Here is a 16,178-nt window from a genome sequence, read left to right as displayed (position 1 = left end):
ATCACCGGGCCGGTCCTTCGTCGTGGGATCTGGTCAGCTCAGATGCCCTGGCCGTTGCTCTCCGACTGCGAGGCGAGCGCGGCCGGGGGCGGGTTCTGGGCCGGGGTGCCGGCGGTCTTGCGACCGCGCGAGAGCCGGCGCTGCACGTACTGGGCCAGCTTCGACAGCGAGTAGTTCACCAGGATGAACATCACCGCGATCACGACGTAGACCTGGATCGGGTTGTCCAGCGCGCCGATGATCTGCTTGCCGATGTTGAGGGTCTCCTCGTAGCTGATGATGAAGCCGAGCGAGGTGTCCTTGAGCACCACGACGAGCTGGCTGATCAGCGCCGGCAGCATGATCCGGAACGCCTGCGGCAGCAGGATCATCCGGGTGGTCTGCAACGGGGAGAGCCCGATCGCGGAGGCCGCCTCGGCCTGCCCGCCCGGCAGGCCCTCCATGCCGGAGCGGAGGATCTCGGCGATCACCACGGAGTTGTAGACGGTCAGGCCGATGACCAGGTACCAGAGCGTGTCGAACGAGACGCCGAACTCGGGGAAGCCGCGGGCCACGAAGAAGATCGTGAGAACCACGGGCAGGCCCCGGAACACCTCGACGCAGACCCGGGTGACCGCCGACAGCAGCAGGCTCAGCCCGCGCAGCAGGTACGCCAGTGGCGTGGCGAGCCCGGTGAACCGGCGCCGGGTCAGGCTCTTGAGCTGGATCCGCAGCACCGCGAGCAGGGTGCCGACCACCAGCGAGGAGACGATCGCCAGGGCGGCGGCGGTCAGGGTGTTCTTGAAGCCGATGCCGATCCGCTCCCACACCAGCGAGAAGTTCTCGTTGGAGGGGTCGATCAGCGGCCCCCACAGCTCCATCGAGAACTGGCCCTTGTCGTTCAGCGGGCGGTAGACCAGGAAGTACGCGCCGACCAGCACCAGCACCGTCGCGACCGCGCTGCCGATCAGGGTGAGCCGGCGCTGCCGGGGACCGGGGACGTCGTAGAGGACGCTCTGCTGGCTCACCGGGCCACCGCCTGTCGCTTCTCGACGCGGTCGAGGAAAGCGCCGAGGGGAACGGTCATGATCAGGTATCCGATCGAGATGCCGATGGCGACGGGGATGAAGGCGTAGCCCTCGGCCGAGGTCAGCTGGTCGGCGGTCTGCGAGAGGTCGCCGACCACTCCGAAGAAGCCGACCAGGGCAGAGTTCTTGATCATCGCGATGATCACCGAGCCGAGCGGCACCACCGAGGCCTTCCAGGACTGCGGCATCACCACGTAGCGCAGGTTCTGGCCGAAGGTCAGCCCCAGCGACCGGGCGGCCTCCGCCTGGCCGGCGGGCACGGCGTTCACCCCGGAGCGCAGCGCCTCGCAGACGAACGCCGCCGTGTAGAGCGTCAGCGCGATCAGCGCGAAGCGGAAATACGGCAGATCGGTGTCGAGCCGGCTGAACACCGCGTCGAGGCCGGGGACGCGCAGGAAGTCGGCGTTGGAGCCGAGCGCCGGCAGGCCGAACGCGGCGAAGAACATCACGACGGTCAGCGGCATGTTGCGGAAGACGTTGACGTAGGCGGTGCCGAGCGCCCGCAGCGGCGGCACCGGGGAGATCCGCAGTACCGCCACGACGGCACCCACGATCAGGGCGCCGATCGCGGCGAGTACGCAGATCTGGAGGGTGAGCCAGAAACCACCCGCGAAGACGTCGAACTTGTCGATGAGCACACTCACGGGTCGGTCTTCCTCCCCACCCTCCAGATCAAGGATTCAGGTCAGTAGCGGTTGACAGCCGGCGCGGAACCCAGCTCGGCACCGAACTTGCCGGCGGTGCCGTCCCAGGCCTTCTTCCAGCTGCCGTCGGCGAACGCCTTCTCCAGCGTGTCGTTGACGAAGTTGCGGAAGTCGGTGTCCTCCTTCTTCACCCCGAGGCCGTACGGCTCCTTGGTGAAGTTGTCGCCGGCCAGCTTGAACGACGCCTCGTCCTTGGCGATGTAGCCGAGCAGGATCACGTTGTCCGTGGTGACGGCGTCGACCTGGCCGTTCTTGAGGGCGTCGCGGCACTTGTCGTAGGTGTCGAAGGGCACCAGCTGGGTGGCGACGTCCTTGACGTACTTCTTGATCTCCTCGAAGGGCGTCGAGCCGGTGACCGAGCAGACCTTCTTGGTGCCGTCCTTGAACGAGTCCGGCCCGGTGATGGAGGTGTCGTCCTTCTTCACCATGATGTTCTGGCCGGCCTCGTAGTAGGGCCCGGCGAACGCGATGCGCTCCTTGCGCTTGTCGTTGATCGTGTAGGTGGCGGCGACCAGGTCGACCGTGCCGTTCACGATCACGTCCTCGCGGACCTTCGAGGGGGTCTCGACCCACTCGATCTTGTCCTCGGGGATGCCCAGCTCCTTGACGATGATCTTCGCTACCTCGACGTCGAAGCCCTCCGGCTTGCCGGACAGGCCCTTGAGGCCGAAGCCGGGCTGGTCGAACTTGGTGCCGATCTTGATGGCCTGGGCCTTGTTGAGGCGCTCCATCGTGCTGCCGGCGGCGAAGGACTTGCTGCCGGCGCCGGTGCCCTCGTCGGCGTCGTCGCCACCGCAGGCGGTCATGCCGAGCGCCAGGGTGGCGGCCGCCGCGAGCGCCGCTACGCGCGTGATACGCATGTTGATCTCCTTCTTCGACGGAACCCGCCGGGGGACGGCGCGCTCCAGGTACGGACGCCTAGTGCGTGAGGATCTTGGAGAGGAAGTCCCTGGCCCGCTCGCTGCGCGGGTTGGCGAAGAACTCGGCCGGCGGCGCGTCCTCGACCAGCTGCCCGTCGGCCATGAAGATGACGCGGTTCGCCGCGTGCCGGGCGAAGCCCATCTCGTGGGTCACCACGACCATGGTCATGCCCTCGCGGGCCAGCGACGTCATCACGTCCAGCACCTCGCCGACCATCTCCGGGTCCAGCGCGCTGGTCGGCTCGTCGAAGAGCATCGCCTTGGGCTGCATGGCCAGCGCCCGGGCGATCGCCACCCGCTGCTGCTGACCGCCGGAGAGCTGGGCCGGGAACTTGTCGGCCTGGTTGGCGATGCCCACCCGGTCGAGCAGGGCCAGGCCGCGCTCGCGCGCCGCCGCCGGCTTCTCCTTGCGGACCTTGACCGGCCCGAGGGTGACGTTCTCGAGGATCGTCTTGTGCGCGAAGAGGTTGAACGACTGGAACACCATGCCGACCTCGCTGCGCAGCTTCGCCAGCGCCTTGCCCTCGGCCGGCAGCGGCTGCCCGTCGAAGGTGATCGTGCCGGAGCTGATCGGTTCGAGGCGGTTGATGGTGCGGCACAGCGTCGACTTGCCGGAGCCCGACGGGCCGATCACCACGACCACCTCGCCGCGCCCGACTGACAGTGAGACGTCGTCCAGCACGTGCAGCGGCCCGAACCACTTGTTGACCGAGTCCAGCACGATGAGCGGTTCGCCCGTCGTCACGTCGTTCACCGTCCCTGTCGTCGCGCGGGGTCGGGTGACCCCCGGTTGGGCAACTGTAGGCGGGGGGATGTGGCGGGACGCAACTCGGTTGGTCACGGAGCGATAACACCAGTTCGGAACGCGGTCAAGAGTCCGATTTTGACCGCGCTCCGGCCCGCCCGCGTAGCGGGGACGGGGCGGCCGGGGAGATCATGTGGAGATGACGGAACCGGTACGGCTCACCCGGTACGCCCGGGGTGGCGGCTGCGCGTGCAAGATCCCCCCGGGGGAGTTGGAGACGATGGTCACCGGGCTCGGCCCGGCCACCGGCACCGCCGAGCTGCTCGTCGGGCTCGACCACGGCGACGACGCCGCGGTGGTCCGGCTCGACGAGCGCACCGGCCTGGTCACCACGGCCGACTTCTTCACCCCGGTGGTCGACGACGCGTACGACTGGGGGCGCATCGCCGCGACCAACGCCCTCTCCGACGTGTACGCGATGGGCGGCACCCCCCTCGTCGCGCTCAACCTGCTCTGCTGGCCGCGCGACGTGCTGCCGCTGGAGCTGGCCCGGGAGGTGCTGCGCGGCGGGCAGGACGTGGCCCGCGACGCCGGCTGCCACCTCGCCGGCGGGCACAGCGTCGACGACGAGGGCCCCAAGTACGGGCTGGCCGTCACCGGGGTGGTCCGGCCGGAGGAGCTGATCACCCTGGACGCGGGCCGGGCGGGACTGCCGCTGTCGCTGACCAAGCCGCTCGGCGTCGGGGTGCTCAACACCCGGCACAAGGCCACCGGCGAGAGCTTCCCCGAGGCGGTCGCCGCGATGACCACCCTCAACCGCGACGCGGCGCGGGCCGCGGTGGCGGCCGGCGTCCGCTGCGGCACCGACGTGACCGGCTTCGGCCTGCTCGGGCACGCGTCCAAGCTGGCCCGGGCGAGCCGCCTGACGGTGGCGATCGACGCGGCCCGGGTGCCCTACCTGGCCGGCGCCCGGGAGGCGGTGCGCGACGGGCACGTCAGCGGCGGCAGCCGGCGCAACCTGGAGTGGGTCACCCCGTGGACCGACTTCGGCGGTGTGCGCGAGGAGGAGCGGCTGCTGCTGGCCGACGCGCAGACCTCGGGCGGCCTGCTGGTCGCGGGCGAGCTGCCGGGCGCCACCGTGGTCGGCGAGCTGCTGCCGCCCGGGGAACACCGGGTGGTCGTACGCTGAGGACGGCCCCGCCCCGGCTCCTGGCCGCGGCTTCGGCAACCGGATGACGCCTGCCCGTGCCGTCGGGCGTGTGGCGGTCGTCGGGGCCGGGCGCGGCCGGGGCCGGAAGGATCTCCTCCGGCCGGCGTGTGGCGTCCGCAGCGGGCCACCGTACCCGATAAACTGTCACCTTCCCGCTACTCCGAGCAACGGCGCTCAAGGAAATTTTGCCCGGAATGGTCACAGACCGGTAACTTGCCCCCGGCTGAGGTCATATGCACCCCACCATCGTCAGTAAGGCCCGATCCGGAGGCCGGTGGGACGAGCACAGCGAGGAGGCGGCATGACCGAGCTGTGGAACTGGAGAATCGAGCAGGTGCGGCCGGTGGAGGTCTACCCGGCACTGGCCGAGGCGCTCGGCCGGGTGGTGATGCCCCTGGCGGCGGCGGACCCCGCCCGCCTGCCGACGTACGCGGTGATCTGCGACGTCTGGCAGGCGCCGGGGGAGTTCGCCACCATCGTGGACTGCTACGGGGTGCCCGAAGGGCTGCCCGAACACGGCAGCATCGCCGCGCTGGCGCGGCTGCTGGACCGCAACTGCCTGCTGCGCGACGACACGCTCGACGCCGGGCGGCACCTGCTCGTCGCGCCCGACGGCACGATCCGGCCGGTGCACTTCGACGTCCGGGACACCGACGACGGCGAGGTGCTCGCCGACCAGCGGCTGTGCACCGACGCCGATCCCCGCTGTCGCGGCTGGTCGCAGTGCCACCGCTCGCGCTGGGCGCCGGACTCGGTGCTCCCGGCGCTCGCCGCCGCCTGACCCCGCCCGCCGACCCGCCGGCCCTGCCGGGGCGTCCGGCCCCGGGGTCTCCGGCGGGCGACGAGGCCCTCGTCGGCCCGGCGGCGGGTCAGCCCGCCGGGCTGGCGGAGCGGCCGCCGCGTACCTCCAGCTCGGCGAGCAGGGTCGCGGTGGCCGCGGCGACGGCGGCGACCGCCGCGTCGAAGGCTGCGGCGTTGTGGGCGGCGGGCTTGCGGAAACCCGAGATCTTGCGGACGTACTGCAACGCCGCGGCGTCGACGTCCGCCGTGGTCACCTCGGCGACGTACGGCTCACGCAGGGTCTTGATGCTCCGGCACACGGCTCCTCCTCGTTAAGTCCGGTCGGTGGGCCCGGATACGCTGTCCGGGTCATGACTACCGCAGCGGCGAGCAGCCCGCGCACCTATCAGGTGCGCACCTACGGCTGCCAGATGAACGTGCACGACTCCGAGCGCATCTCCGGCCTGCTGGAGCAGGCGGGCTACGTGCGCGCCGCCGAAGCCGACGACAACCCGGACGTGGTGGTGTTCAACACCTGCGCCGTCCGGGAGAACGCCGACAACCGGCTCTACGGCAACCTTGGTCACCTGCGCCCCGTCAAGGCCAGACATCCGGGGATGCAGATCGCCGTGGGCGGCTGCCTCGCCCAGAAGGACCGGGGCGAGATCGTCCGCAAGGCGCCCTGGGTCGACGTGGTGTTCGGCACGCACAACATCGGGTCGCTGCCGGTGCTGCTGGACCGGGCCCGGCACAACGCGGCGGCCGAGGTGGAGATCCTCGAGTCCCTCGACGTCTTCCCCTCGACGCTGCCCACCCGGCGCGAGTCCACGTACGCCGGCTGGGTGTCGATCTCCGTCGGCTGCAACAACACCTGCACGTTCTGCATCGTGCCCTCTCTGCGGGGCAAGGAGAAGGACCGCCGCCCCGGCGACATCCTCTCCGAGGTCCGCGCCCTGGTCGACGAGGGCGTGCTGGAGGTGACCCTGCTCGGGCAGAACGTCAACTCCTACGGCGTCGAGTTCGGCGACCGGCTCGCCTTCGGCAAGCTGCTGCGCGCCTGCGGCGACATCGAGGGGCTGGAGCGGGTGCGGTTCACCAGCCCGCACCCGAAGGACTTCACCGACGACGTGATCGCCGCGATGGCCGAGACACCCAACGTCTGCCACTCGCTGCACATGCCGCTCCAGTCCGGTTCGGACGACGTGCTGCGGGCCATGCGCCGCTCGTACCGGGCCGACCGCTATCTGGGCATCATCGAGAAGGTCCGGGCGGCGATGCCGGACGCGGCGATCACCACCGACATCATCGTCGGCTTCCCGGGCGAGACCGACGCCGACTTCGAGCGCACCCTCGACGTGGTCCGCGAGGCCCGCTTCTCCTCCGCCTTCACCTTCCAGTATTCGAAGCGCCCCGGCACGCCCGCCGCCACGATGGACGGCCAGCTGCCCAAGCAGGTCGTGCAGGAGCGCTACGAGCGGCTGATCGCCTGCGTGGAGGAGATCACCTGGGCGGAGAACAAGAAGCTCCTGGGGGAGACCGTCGAGGTGCTGGTCGCCGTCGGCGAGGGGCGCAAGGACGAGCGCACGGGCCGGATGTCCGGCCGCGCCCGCGACGGCCGCCTGGTCCACTTCGCCACCGGCGCGAACGGCCAGCACGGCGAGGCGGGCTCCCGGGCCGGGCGGATCCGCCCCGGCGACATCGTGCACACCGCCATCACCTACGCCGCCCCGCACCACCTGAACGCCGACGGCGAGCCGCTGTCGCACCGGCGCACCCGGGCCGGCGACGCGGCCGAGGCGGGGCGCGCCCCGCGTACGCCGGGGGTGCTGCTCGGGCTGCCCACGATCGGCGCGCCGGCCGCGACGCCCGCGCCGACGACCGGCTGCGCCGCGCACTGACCCGCGACCGGCCGGGGCCCGCACGCGCGGGCCCCGGCCGGTGCGCTCAGCCGGTCAGACCTGGATCCGACCGGCGCCCGCGCCGGCGGTCACGATGGACTTCACGCTGTTCGCGGCGTCCAGGCTGTACGCGTACGGGATGCTCCGCACGCTGCCGCCGGCCTGGCCGCTGCCGGAGTTGACGAAGTGGTTGTTCCGGGCGACCAGCGTGCCCGGGCCGGAGTCGCCCTCACCGAGGTGGTACGGGTCGTCGACGTTCTCGAAGTAGTTGCCCTCGACGAGCACCCCGGCGTTCTCCGTGGACGCCACGCCGTAGCCGCCGTTGCTGTCGTAGTAGTTGTTGAACACGTGGACCGGGTTGCCGAAGCGGACCCGGGGGTGGCGCTGGCTGCTCTCGTCGAACCAGTTGTGGTGGTAGGTCACCCGCAGGTGGCCGGTGTCCTGGCTGCCGTTGCTGTCGCTGTGCCCGAGCAGCATCGACTTGTCGTGGTCGTAGACGCGGTTCCACGACACGGTGATGAAGTCCGAGCCCCGCTTGATGTCGACCGCGCCGTCGTAGCCGTTGGTGAAGCTGTTGTGGTCGATCCAGACGTTGGTGGCCGACTCCTGCACGTTGATCGCGTCGTCGTTCCAGTTCCGGAAGGTCAGGTTCCGGATGATGACGTTGCGGTCACCGTTGATGTTGAAGCCGCAGCCGGAGATGGTCGCGCCGGGGTTGCCGAGGATGGTCTTGTGGGACCGCACCCGCAGCATGCCGGAGCAGGAGATGGTGCCGGAGACCCGGATCACCGCCGCGTTGCTGGAGCCGACCGCGCTGGTCAGGGCCGAGGCGGTGGTCACGGTGACGGGGTTGCCGCTGCCGCCGGTGGTGCCGCCGTTCTGGGTGGCCCAGCCGACGAGCCCGGTGGGGGCGGCCGAGGCGGGCGCGGTGCCGGTGGTCAGCGCCCCCGCGGCGAGCAGGGCGGCGCTGGCGGCGGCGGCGAGCAGGGTGGTGCGACGTCGGGACGTACGCATGGTGCTTCCCTTCGGTGGTGGCGGGCTCGCGGACCGTGGGCCGACCCTGCGACGCCGTGCCCGGTGGCGTCTGGTCGGCGGGGACGGCGGTCGGCGGCCCCGCGGAATGCGGACTGGCTACGCGAAGTTGCGGCTCCCGTGCTGGCGCTGACGAGCAGTCAGGTAAGCGCTTTCCTGATGTAAACACAGACGCCCATCGATGTAAAGGCTTGCTCCGCCCGTACGCGCATCGGCCGCCGCCCCCGAAGGGGGACGACCGCCGATGCGGAGGTGGGATCAGCAGGCGACGGCTGCGGGCGGACAGGCGGAAGCCCCCGTCCGTGGCGGATCGGGGGCTTCCGTGGTGGCTCGGCCCGAGTGGCCGGGGCCCGTCGTGGTGGGTCGGTCCGGCTCAGCCGGCCTGCTCGGCGAGCTGGAGGAACTGCCGCTTGGACGCCAGCGCCTGCTCGGCCTCCTTGACCCGCCGGGCGTCGCCGGCCGCCTGGGCCCGGGCCAGCCGCTCCTCGGCCTCGGCGACCTGCGCGCGCATCTGGGCGAGCAGGGGGTTGTCCTCCTTGGTGGTGCGCCGCCACGCGGAGTCCATCACCTCGCGGACCTTCTCGTCGATGGCGCGCAGCCGGCGCTCCAGCCCGGCCGCCGCCTCGCGGGGCACCCGGCCGGCCTCGTGCCACTGGGCCTGGATCTCCCGCAGCTTGGCCTGCGCGCCCTTCGGGTCGCCGTCGACGTCCAGCGCCTCGGCCTCGGCGAGCAGCGCCTGCTTGCGTTCCAGGTTGCCCCGCTGCTCGTTGTCGCGGGCGGAGAAGACCTCGCTGCGCCGGGTGAAGAACTCGTCCTGCGCGCCCCGGAACCGTTCCCAGAGCTTCTGCTCGGCCTCCTTGGAGGCCCGGGGAGCGGCCTTCCACTGGTTCATCAGTTCCTTGAGCTGGTTGGCGGTGGCCGCCCAGTCGGTGGAGTCCTTGAGCTTCTCGGCCTCGGCGACCAGCTCCTCCTTGACCGTCTGCGCCTGCTTGCGCTGCGCGTCGAGGGAGGCGAAGTGGGCGCCCCGGCGGCGGGTGAAGCCGTCGCGCGCGGCGGCGAACCGCTTCCACAGCTCGCCGTCGGCCTTCTTGTCGACCCCGCGGATGGTCTTCCACTCGTCGAGGATCTCCTTGAGCCGGTCCCCGGCGGTCTTCCAGCCGGTCGACTCGGCGGCCAGCTTCTCCGCCTCCTCCACGAGGGCCTGCTTGCGGGCGAGCGCCTCGCTGCGGGCGGCGTCCCGGGCGGCCTTGGCCTCGCCGGCCTTCTCCTCGGCGACCGTGGCGAGCCGGTCCAGCCGGGCGGCCAGCGCGTCGATGTCGCCGACGACGTGCGCCTCGGCCAGCGAGGCGCGGATCCGCCGGATGGTGGTCAGTGAATGGCCGGCGTCGGCGGCGCCCGAGTTGAGCCGGGCCTCCGTCAGGTTGACCTCGGTCACCAGGTCGTCGAAGCGGCGGGCGAAGTGGGCCAGCCCCTCCTCGGGCGCTCCCGCCTGCCAGGATCCGACCACCCGCTCGCCGTCGGCGGTCTTGACGTACACGGTGCCGTCCGCGTCCACCCGTCCGAAGGCAGTCCAGTCGCTCATGTGCCCATCCTCGTTCTCCCGGCGTCGGGGAGCAGTCCCGCGATCGCCGCCACGGCGCAGCAAAGTTTCCCCCGGCATTGTCACAGGTGCGACCCCGTTCCCGTCGAGCGCCTATCGCCGACCGTGACCATACGGTGTCCTAGCGCCCGCGGACAGGCTCCCTGGGAGGAGTGTCGGGATCCGGCGTACGACGTGTCCGCCCGGCGGGCGTCGTCGGCGGTGCGGCGACCCGACCGGGCAGCGCCTCGCCGGCGAGGATCCGGCGGGACGGTGGCGGCGCCGAGAGTCCCGGGTGCGGGGCGCCCGGCGCCGTCGTGCCGATACCGTTGCCGGGTGCCCCTGGTCGCCGCTGCCGTCTGCCCCCACCCGCCGCTGATCGTCCCCGACCTGGCCGGTGCCGCCGCGCCCGAGCTGGACGAGCTCCGTGCCGCCTGCGACGCCGCCGTCGCCGGGCTGCTCGCCGCCGGCCCCGAGGTCATCGTCCTGGTCGGCGGCGGGCCGGAGACCACCCGCTTCAACGCGGCCGATCACGGCTCGCTGCGCCAGTACGGCCTCGACCGGCACGTGCGGTTGTGGAAGGTGAACTGCGCCGGCGGCGAGCGGCTGCCGCTGAGCCTGACCGTCGGCGCGTGGCTGCTCGGGCGCTCCCGCACCGAGCTGCCCCGGCTGGCCCGCTCCGTCGCGTCCGACGCCTCCCCGACGGAGTGCGGCGAGCTGGGGGCGGCGCTCGGCGCGGCGACGGAGCCGCGTACCGCCCTGCTGGTGACGGGTGACGGGTCGGCCTGCCGCGGCCCGAAGTCGCCCGGCTACGACGACCCGCGCGCCGAGGCGTACGACGACGCGGTCGCCCGCGCCCTGGCCGGCGCGGACGCCGAGGCCCTGCTCGACCTGGACCCGGAACTGTCGGCGGAGCTGAAGGCCGCCGGCCGCGCGCCGTGGCAGGTGCTGGCCGGCGCGGTGCGTGCGACGGGCGGCGACTGGCGCGGCGAGCTGCGCCACTACTCGGCGCCCTACGGCGTCGCCTACCTCGTGTCGTCCTGGGCGCCGGCGTGACCCGCCCACCGGCCGGGACGGTCGTCGCCGTGGTCGGGCCGACGGCGGCCGGCAAGTCGGCGCTGAGCATCGCCCTCGCGCACGCCCTCGACGGCGAGGTGGTCAACGCCGACTCGATGCAGCTCTACCGGGGCATGGACGTGGGCACCGCCAAGCTCACCCCGGCCGAGCGCGAGGGGGTGCCGCACCACCTGCTGGACATCTGGGACGTCACCGAGCCGGCGAGCGTCGCCGAGTACCAGCGGCTGGCCCGCGCCGCCGTCGACGACGTCCTGGCCCGGGGCCGGGTGCCGCTGCTGGTCGGCGGCTCCGGCCTCTACGTGCGGGCGGTGCTGGAACGCTTCGAGTTCCCCGGCACCGACCCGGCGGTGCGCGAGCGGCTGGAACGGGAGCTGGCCGAGGTCGGCCCCGCGCCCCTGTACGCCCGGCTGCGCGAGGCCGACCCGGCCGCCGCGGCGGGGATCCTGCCCGGCAACGGCCGGCGGATCGTCCGCGCCCTGGAGGTCATCGAGCTGACCGGGGCGCCGTTCACCGCCGCGCTGCCCGACCCCACCCCGTACTACCCGTCGGTGCAGCTCGGGGTGGACCTGGACACCGCCCTGCTGGACGAGCGGATCGCCCTGCGGGTGGACCGGATGTGGGCGGACGGCCTGGTCGCCGAGACCGGGGACCTGGTCTCGCGCGGTCTGCCCGAGGGCCGTACGGCCAGCCGCGCGCTCGGCTACCAGCAGGTGCTGCGCTTCCTCGCCGGGGAGCTGACCGAGGCCGAGGCGCACGACGAGACCGTCCGGGCCACCCGGCGCTTCGTCCGGCGGCAGCGCTCCTGGTTCCGCCGCGACCCGCGGATCCACTGGCTGGACGCGGCGGCGCCGGACCTGATCCCGGCCGCCCTGCGCCTGCTCCCCGCCGCTGCGCGATGATGGGGGCGTGCAGTTCACCAAGGGCCACGGCACCGGCAACGACTTCGTCATCCTGCCCGATCCGGACAACCGGCTCGACCTGACCCCGGGGCTGGTCGCGGCCCTCTGCGACCGGCGGCGCGGCCTCGGCGGCGACGGCGTGCTGCGGGTCGTCCGGGCGGCCGCCCACCCGGAGGGCGCCGGGACGTCCGGCGAGGCCGAGTGGTTCATGGACTACTGGAACGCCGACGGGTCGTTCGCGGAGATGTGCGGCAACGGCGCCCGGGTCTTCGTCCGCTACCTGGTCGCCTCCGGACTGGCCGAGCCGGAGGAAGGGGCGCTGCCGGTGGCGACCCGGGCCGGCGTCGTGCGCGCGCTGGTCACGGCCGACGCCATCGCCGTCGAGATGCGCCGCCCCCGGCTGTACGACACGGCGACCGCCACCCTCGGCGGGCTGACCCTGCCCGGCACGGCCGTGGACGTCGGCAACCCGCACCTGGTCTGCGCGCTGCCGGCCGGGCTGGAGTTGACCGCGCTCGACCTCACCCGGGCCCCCGACGTCGACCGGGCGGTCTTCCCGGCCGGGGTGAACGTGGAGTTCACGGCGCCGGGCGAGCCCGTCGACGGCACCGACGGCCACGTGCTGATGCGGGTGTACGAGCGCGGCTCCGCCGAGACGCTCTCCTGCGGCACGGGCGCCTGCGCGGTGGCCGCGGTGGCCCTGCGCGACGCGGGCCGGGACACCGGCGTGCTGGCGGTGGACGTCCCCGGCGGACGCCTGTCGGTCACGGTGACGGAGGACTCCTGCTGGCTGGCCGGCCCCGCCACCCTGGTAGCCACCGGCACCCTCGACCCCACCACCCTCACCACCCCCTGACCCGCCCTCCCCCTCCCGCCCACCCCCTGACCCGCCCCTCCCCGCCCCTCCCCAGGGCGCGTCGATCATGCAGTTGTGGTGGGCGTATCGCCCTCTGGCGCCCCATTTGCGGGGCACCACAACTGCATGATCGACCCCGGCGGGGAGGGGGAGGGCGGGAGGGGGAGAGGGGAGGGAGAGAGGGGGAGAGGGGAGGGGGAGAGGGGGAGAGGGGAGGGGGAGAGGGGGAGAGGGGGAGGGGGGAGGGGGAGAGGGGAGGGCGGGTTAGGGGGTGGCGCTGGCTTCGGCGGCGATCTCGGGGAGGTCGGCGGGGCCCGGGTCGGCGGCGGGGGTCGGGGTCGGGTTCTGGGCGGCGGCGCGGACCGCCGCGGCGACCGCAGGGGAGACCCGGGAGTCGAAGACGCTGGGCACGATCACCGTCGGGTTGATCTTGTCCTCGCCGACCACGTCCGCGATGGCCCGGGCCGCCGCGATCGCCATCTCCTCGGTGAACTCCTCGGCGTGCGCGTCCAGCATGCCCCGGAAGACGCCCGGGAAGGCGAGCACGTTGTTGATCTGGTTCGGCTGGTCGGAGCGGCCGGTGGCGACCACGGCGGCGTGCTTGCGCGCCTCCCGCGGGTCGACCTCGGGGTCGGGGTTGGCCAGCGCGAAGACGATCGAGTCCTTGGCCATCGTGGCGATGTCGTCGCCGGTGAGCAGGTTCGGCGCGCTCACCCCGATGAAGACGTCCGCGCCGTGTACCGCCCCGGCCAGGTCGCCGGAGTAGTTCTCCTTGTTGGTGTTCTCGGCCAGCCACTGCCAGGCCGGGTTGAGCCCGCTCTGGCCGCGGTGCAGGGCGCCCTGCCGGTCGTACGCGATGATGTCGCCGACGCCCTGGCGCAGCAGCAGCTTCATGATCGCGGTGCCGGCCGCGCCAGCGCCGGAGACCACGACCCGGACGTCCGCGAGCTGCTTGCCCACGACGCGCAGCGCGTTGGTCAGCGCGGCCAGCACGCAGATCGCGGTGCCGTGCTGGTCGTCGTGGAACACCGGGATGTCCAGCGCCTCGCGCAGCCGCGCCTCGATCTCGAAGCAGCGGGGCGCGGCGATGTCCTCCAGGTTGATCCCGCCGTACGCCGGGGCGATCGCCTTGACGATCTGCACGATCTCGTCGGTGTCCTGGGTGTCGAGCACCACCGGCCAGGCGTCCACCCCGCCGAAGCGCTTGAACAGCGCGGCCTTGCCCTCCATCACCGGCAGCGACGCCGCCGGCCCGAGGTTGCCCAGGCCCAGCACGGCGGAGCCGTCGCTGACCACGGCCACGGTGTTGCGCTTGATGGTCAGCCGGCGGGCGTCGGCCGGGTTCTCCGCGATCGCCATGCAGACCCGCGCCACCCCCGGGGTGTACGCCCGGGACAGCTCGTCGCGGTTGCGCAGCGCCACCTTCGAGCTGACCTCGATCTTGCCGCCGAGGTGCAGGAGGAAGGTCCGGTCGGAGACCTTGCGTACGTCCACGCCGTCCAGCGCCGTCAACGCGTCGACCACCTGGTCGGCGTGGCTGGCGTCGGCGGTGTCGCAGGTCAGGTCGACGAGCACGTGGGTCGGGTCGGAGTCCACCACGTCGAGCGCGGTGACGATCGCCCCGGCCTCACCCACGGAGGTGGTCAGCCGGCCGATCGAGGACGCGTCCGCCGGCACGGCGATCCGAATCGTGATCGAGAATCCGGCACTTGGAAGTCGGGTGATGGCCACGGGATCCCTCCGTCGACGCTGAACGGCTCGCCCCGCATTTCTACTCGCCCCGGCGGGCCCCTCCGGCATCCGCCCCCACTTTTGTGGCCCGTTCGAGCGGGCATATAGCGGGTGCGTTCCGCGTTGACACATGTCAGGATTGCTCGGTACGTGACAGAACGGACAGGAGACCGGCTTGCACAACCAGGAGACCCTTCTTCCCTACGAGGACGACGAGCTCGACGCCACCACCGGTGAGTTCGAGCTGTCGGAGCGGCAGGCGCTGCGGCGGGTCCCCGGCCTCTCCACCGAGCTCGCGGACATCACCGAGGTCGAGTACCGCCAACTGCGCCTGGAGCGCGTGGTCCTCGTCGGCGTCTGGACCGAGGGCTCGCAGAGCGACGCCGAGAACTCCCTCACCGAGCTGGCCGCGCTGGCGGAGACCGCCGGCTCGCAGGTGCTCGAGGGGCTGATCCAGCGGCGCACCCGCCCCGACCCCGCCACCTACGTCGGCCGGGGCAAGGTCGACGACCTCGGCTCGGTCGTGCTCTCCACCGGCGCCGACACGGTGATCTGCGACGGTGAGCTGTCGCCGTCCCAGCTGCGCAACCTGGAGCAGCGCACCAAGGTCAAGGTGGTCGACCGCACCGCGCTGATCCTCGACATCTTCGCCCAGCACGCCAAGAGCAAGGAGGGCAAGGCGCAGGTCGAGCTGGCCCAGCTCGAATACCTGCTGCCGCGCCTGCGCGGTTGGGGTGAGACCCTCTCGCGGCAGACCGGTGGTAGCGGTCGCGGCGGCGGCGCCGGCGGCGGCGTGGGTCTGCGCGGCCCCGGTGAGACGAAGCTGGAGACCGACCGGCGCCGGATCCGCCACCGCATCGCCCGGCTGCGCCGGGAGATCAAGGGCATGAAGACGGTACGCCAGACCAAGCGCGCCCGGCGGTCCCGCAACGCCGTGCCGGCCGTGGCCATCGCCGGCTACACCAACGCCGGCAAGTCGAGCCTGCTCAACCGGCTGACCGGGGCGGGCGTGCTGGTGGAGAACGCGCTCTTCGCCACCCTCGACCCGACCACCCGCAAGGCCACCACGGCCGACGGGCGGCTCTACACCCTCTCCGACACGGTCGGGTTCGTCCGGCACCTGCCCCACCAGATCGTCGAGGCGTTCCGCTCGACCCTGGAGGAGGTCGCCGAGGCCGACCTGGTGGTGCACGTCGTCGACGGCACCCACCCGGACCCGGAGGAGCAGGTCCGGGCGGTCCACGAGGTGCTCGCCGAGGTGGGCGCCGACCGGCTGCCCGAGCTGCTGGTGGTCAACAAGACCGACGCGGCCGACGAGGAGACGCTGCTGCGGCTCAAGCGGCTCTGGCCGGAGGCCGTCTTCGTCTCCGCGCACACCGGTCGCGGCATCGACGGGCTGCGCGAGGCCGTCGAGGCGCGGCTGCCCCGCCCTGCCGTGGAGGTCCGCGCGGTGCTGCCGTACGACCGGGGCGACCTGGTGGCCCGGGTGCACCGTCAGGGCGAGGTGCTGAGCACCTCCCACCTGCCGGAGGGCACCCTGGTGCACGTCCGGGTCGGCGAGGCGCTCGCCGCCGAGTTGGCGCCGTTCCGGGCGGCGGACGAGGGCCAGGCGGTCGCGGGCGCCCGGTGACGGCCTCCCGGCGTCACGCGTCGGAAACGCCCGGCATGCGACACTGATTC

Annotated in this window: 15 protein-coding genes; 7 read left to right on the top strand and 8 right to left on the bottom strand. The window is 72.5% G+C overall.

Features of this window, described 5'->3' with window-relative positions; translation table 11 throughout:
• Positions 1-38 precede the first annotated feature (38 nt).
• From ACFHW0_RS03450 to ACFHW0_RS03435, 4 genes are read right to left on the bottom strand one after another with little or no spacing between them, the layout of a single operon-like run.
• A complete protein-coding gene (locus ACFHW0_RS03450; RefSeq protein ID WP_416605408.1) occupies positions 39-1,007 on the bottom strand; it encodes an amino acid ABC transporter permease in 969 nt (322 codons plus the stop codon).
• Positions 1,004-1,711, bottom strand: a complete 708-nt coding sequence (locus tag ACFHW0_RS03445; protein ID WP_416605407.1) for an amino acid ABC transporter permease — start codon at positions 1,709-1,711, stop codon at positions 1,004-1,006. The genes ACFHW0_RS03450 and ACFHW0_RS03445 overlap by 4 nt, the downstream gene beginning before the upstream one ends.
• A 41-nt stretch (positions 1,712-1,752) precedes the next feature.
• Positions 1,753-2,631, bottom strand: a complete 879-nt coding sequence (locus ACFHW0_RS03440; RefSeq protein WP_416605405.1) for a glutamate ABC transporter substrate-binding protein — start codon at positions 2,629-2,631, stop codon at positions 1,753-1,755.
• Between the two features lie 58 nt (positions 2,632-2,689).
• On the bottom strand, positions 2,690-3,445 hold the full coding sequence (locus ACFHW0_RS03435) for an amino acid ABC transporter ATP-binding protein (RefSeq protein ID WP_121395986.1): 756 nt from the start codon (positions 3,443-3,445) through the stop codon (positions 2,690-2,692).
• A 184-nt stretch (positions 3,446-3,629) separates the two neighbouring features.
• Here ACFHW0_RS03435 and selD point away from each other — a divergent pair, with 184 nt between their 5' ends.
• A complete protein-coding gene (gene selD, locus ACFHW0_RS03430) occupies positions 3,630-4,625 on the top strand; it encodes a selenide, water dikinase SelD (protein ID WP_416605404.1) in 996 nt (331 codons plus the stop codon).
• Between the two features lie 322 nt (positions 4,626-4,947).
• Complete coding sequence (locus tag ACFHW0_RS03425) at positions 4,948-5,427, top strand: hypothetical protein (RefSeq protein ID WP_416605402.1); 480 nt, start codon at positions 4,948-4,950, stop codon at positions 5,425-5,427.
• 88 nt (positions 5,428-5,515) lie between these two features.
• Here the strand turns inward: ACFHW0_RS03425 and ACFHW0_RS03420 are convergent, their stop codons facing one another.
• Positions 5,516-5,746, bottom strand: coding sequence for a DUF2277 family protein (locus ACFHW0_RS03420; protein ID WP_416605401.1), 231 nt, complete (start codon positions 5,744-5,746; stop codon positions 5,516-5,518).
• Between the two features lie 51 nt (positions 5,747-5,797).
• On the opposite strand from ACFHW0_RS03420, the gene miaB reads away from it, so the two are divergent.
• Complete coding sequence (gene miaB / locus ACFHW0_RS03415) at positions 5,798-7,324, top strand: tRNA (N6-isopentenyl adenosine(37)-C2)-methylthiotransferase MiaB (RefSeq protein ID WP_416605399.1); 1,527 nt, start codon at positions 5,798-5,800, stop codon at positions 7,322-7,324.
• Positions 7,325-7,378: 54 nt separating this feature from the next.
• Here miaB and ACFHW0_RS03410 read toward each other — a convergent pair whose 3' ends face one another.
• Entirely contained in the window at positions 7,379-8,338 is a 960-nt protein-coding gene (locus ACFHW0_RS03410) for a pectate lyase family protein (protein ID WP_416605398.1), read from the bottom strand.
• Between the two features lie 391 nt (positions 8,339-8,729).
• Positions 8,730-9,938, bottom strand: a complete 1,209-nt coding sequence (locus tag ACFHW0_RS03405) for a DUF349 domain-containing protein (RefSeq protein WP_121395980.1) — start codon at positions 9,936-9,938, stop codon at positions 8,730-8,732.
• Positions 9,939-10,271: 333 nt separating this feature from the next.
• Between ACFHW0_RS03405 and ACFHW0_RS03400 the strand changes: the two genes are divergently transcribed.
• The 3 genes from ACFHW0_RS03400 to dapF are packed head-to-tail and all read left to right on the top strand — an operon-like array spanning position 10,272 to position 12,767.
• Positions 10,272-10,991, top strand: a complete 720-nt coding sequence (locus ACFHW0_RS03400; RefSeq protein WP_416605397.1) for a class III extradiol dioxygenase subunit B-like domain-containing protein — start codon at positions 10,272-10,274, stop codon at positions 10,989-10,991.
• Positions 10,976-11,911 (top strand): tRNA (adenosine(37)-N6)-dimethylallyltransferase MiaA, encoded by a 936-nt coding sequence (miaA, locus tag ACFHW0_RS03395; RefSeq protein WP_416605730.1) that lies wholly within the window; start codon positions 10,976-10,978, stop codon positions 11,909-11,911. The genes ACFHW0_RS03400 and miaA overlap by 16 nt, the downstream gene beginning before the upstream one ends.
• A gap of 7 nt (positions 11,912-11,918) precedes the next feature.
• Entirely contained in the window at positions 11,919-12,767 is an 849-nt protein-coding gene (gene dapF / locus ACFHW0_RS03390) for a diaminopimelate epimerase (RefSeq protein ID WP_416605395.1), read from the top strand.
• A 264-nt stretch (positions 12,768-13,031) separates the two neighbouring features.
• Here the strand turns inward: dapF and ACFHW0_RS03385 are convergent, their stop codons facing one another.
• Positions 13,032-14,498, bottom strand: a complete 1,467-nt coding sequence (locus ACFHW0_RS03385; protein WP_416605394.1) for an NAD-dependent malic enzyme — start codon at positions 14,496-14,498, stop codon at positions 13,032-13,034.
• A 175-nt stretch (positions 14,499-14,673) separates the two neighbouring features.
• On the opposite strand from ACFHW0_RS03385, the gene hflX reads away from it, so the two are divergent.
• Positions 14,674-16,128: a GTPase HflX gene (gene hflX, locus ACFHW0_RS03380; protein ID WP_416605393.1), complete on the top strand. Its 1,455-nt coding sequence runs from the start codon at positions 14,674-14,676 to the stop codon at positions 16,126-16,128.
• Positions 16,129-16,178 lie beyond the last annotated feature (50 nt).

Source organism: Micromonospora sp. LOL_025 (genome assembly GCF_048060285.1).
Taxonomy (GTDB): Bacteria; Actinomycetota; Actinomycetes; order Mycobacteriales; family Micromonosporaceae; genus Micromonospora.
The sequence above is the reverse complement of the archived record's forward strand: the minus strand, read 5'-3'. Positions and strand labels throughout refer to the sequence as shown.

What these genes read in the sequence shown, in the direction of transcription:
- ACFHW0_RS03405 (WP_121395980.1), bottom strand. Translation starts at nt 9,938, where the DNA reads ATGAGCGACTGGACTGCCTTCGGACGGGTGGACGCGGACGGCACCGTG.
- ACFHW0_RS03410 (WP_416605398.1), bottom strand. Translation starts at nt 8,338, where the DNA reads ATGCGTACGTCCCGACGTCGCACCACCCTGCTCGCCGCCGCCGCCAGC.
- miaB (WP_416605399.1), top strand. Translation starts at nt 5,798, where the DNA reads ATGACTACCGCAGCGGCGAGCAGCCCGCGCACCTATCAGGTGCGCACC.
- ACFHW0_RS03440 (WP_416605405.1), bottom strand. Translation starts at nt 2,631, where the DNA reads ATGCGTATCACGCGCGTAGCGGCGCTCGCGGCGGCCGCCACCCTGGCG.
- ACFHW0_RS03425 (WP_416605402.1), top strand. Translation starts at nt 4,948, where the DNA reads ATGACCGAGCTGTGGAACTGGAGAATCGAGCAGGTGCGGCCGGTGGAG.